Here is a 1,821-nt window from a genome sequence, read left to right on the forward strand (position 1 = left end):
GCCCTGGACCGCAGCCGCCCGGCCCGGCTGGGCTCGGGCTCGCGGCCGCTGGTGGCCGCGAGCATGGCGGGGGTCACCACGACCGGCGTGGACGCGGCGCGGGAGCGGCTGACCGAGCTCGGGTACGAGGTGCTGGTCTTCCACGTCAGCGGGACGGGCGGCCGCACCCTGGAGAAGCTGGCCGGTCAGGGCATCTTCGCCGGGGTGCTGGACCTGACCCTCAGCGAGCTCGCCGACGACCTGTGCGGCGGCATCCTCACCGCCGGCCCCGACCGCCTCAGCGCGGCCGGGCGGGCCGGGATCCCGCAGGTGGTGAGCCTGGGGGCGCTGGACATGGTGAAGTTCGGCCCCCTGGAGACCCTGCCCGAGCGGGCCCGCTACCGGCGGGTGCGGGTGCACAACCCCTCGATCACGGTGATCCGCACGACCGGGTCCGAGTGCGCGGAGCTGGGCCGGCGGGTGGCCGCCAAGCTGCGCGTGGCGACGGGGCCGACGGCGGTGTGCGTACCGCTGCGCGGACTGTCCACGCTCGGCGCGCCGGGGGGCCCGTACCACGATCCGGACGCGGACGGGGCCCTGTTCTCGGCGCTGCGCGAGGGGCTGCGGGGCAGCGCCGCCCGGCTCTACGACTACGACACCCACATCAACGACCCGGCCTTCGGGCGGGCGGCGGCGGACCGGCTGCACGCGATGATCGGCGCGGTGTCGGCCGCCGCCTGACCCCTCACCCGGCCCGCCCGGCCCCCACCGGGCCCGTCCGGCCCGTCCGAGGACCGGACGGGCCGGACGGTCGGGAACCAGCCGTGGCTCAATGGTGTCCATGGGTGTGGCCGGTCGGAACCGGCCGGTCCGGCTCTGGGAGGAGCCGGTGACGCCACGGAGGGGGGCGGGAATGAGCAACGGCTGGGCGGTCCCCGGGTACACCGAGGTGCGGGAGCTGGGCTCGGGCGGCAGCGGCCGGGTCGTGCTCGCGGTCCACGAAGCCACCGGCACGGCGGTCGCCGTGAAGTACCTCAGCGACCGGATGCGCGAGGACCCGGCCTTCGTACGGGAGTTCCGGGCCGAGGCCCGCCTGCTGGGCGGGCTGGTCTCCCCGTACGTGACGGGCTTCTACGAGTACGTGGAGGCGCCGGACGGGGCCGCGATCGTCATGGAGCTCGTCGACGGGGTCTCCCTGCGCACCGTGCTGCGCGAGTCCGGCCGGACGGAACCCGAGGCCGCGCTCGTGGTCCTCAAGGGCTCCCTGCTCGGGCTGGCCGCCGCCCACCGGGCCGGTGTGGTCCACCGCGACTACAAGCCGGAGAACGTGCTGGTCGCGGCCGACGGCTCTTCCAAGCTGGTGGACTTCGGGATCGCCGCGGGCCGCGGCAGCACCCCCGGTGTCGCCGGAACCCCCGCCTACATGGCCCCCGAGCAGTGGCAGGGGCAGCCGGCCTCGCCCACCGCCGACGTCTACGCGGCCACCGCGACCTTCTTCGAGTGCCTGACCGGCCGCAAGCCCTACGACGGCGGGAACTTCGCCGAACTCGCCGTCCAGCACATCGAGGCCCCGGTACCGGAGACCGAGGCCCCCGAGGCCGTACGCCCGCTGATCCGGCGGGGCCTGGCCAAGCGGCCCGAGCAGCGGCCGGAGAACGCCGAGGCCTTCGTCGCGGAGCTGGAAGCCCTGGCGGTGGCCGCGTACGGGCCCCGGTGGGAGGAGCGCGGACAGCGCAAGCTAGCCGCGCTGGCGGCCCTGCTGCCGCTGCTGTTCCCCTCGGCGGGCGGCGCCGCCGCGGGGACGACCGCCGTGGCCACCACCTCGATCGGCTCGGGCTGGGT

The 1,821-nt window shown here is 76.0% G+C and carries 1 protein-coding gene and 1 pseudogene; both read left to right on the forward strand.

The genetic code is table 11. From position 1 onward, the window contains the following. Positions 1 to 720, forward strand: a pseudogene (locus VR44_RS36845) (Tm-1-like ATP-binding domain-containing protein); the annotation flags it as partial. 172 nt (positions 721 to 892) lie between these two features. Continuing rightward, positions 893 to 1,821: serine/threonine-protein kinase (locus VR44_RS36850; RefSeq protein WP_045952029.1), on the forward strand; the 929-nt coding region annotated here is incomplete at its 3' end.

The organism is Streptomyces katrae, from assembly GCF_000966975.1.
GTDB classification, from domain to species: Bacteria; Actinomycetota; Actinomycetes; order Streptomycetales; family Streptomycetaceae; genus Streptomyces; species Streptomyces katrae.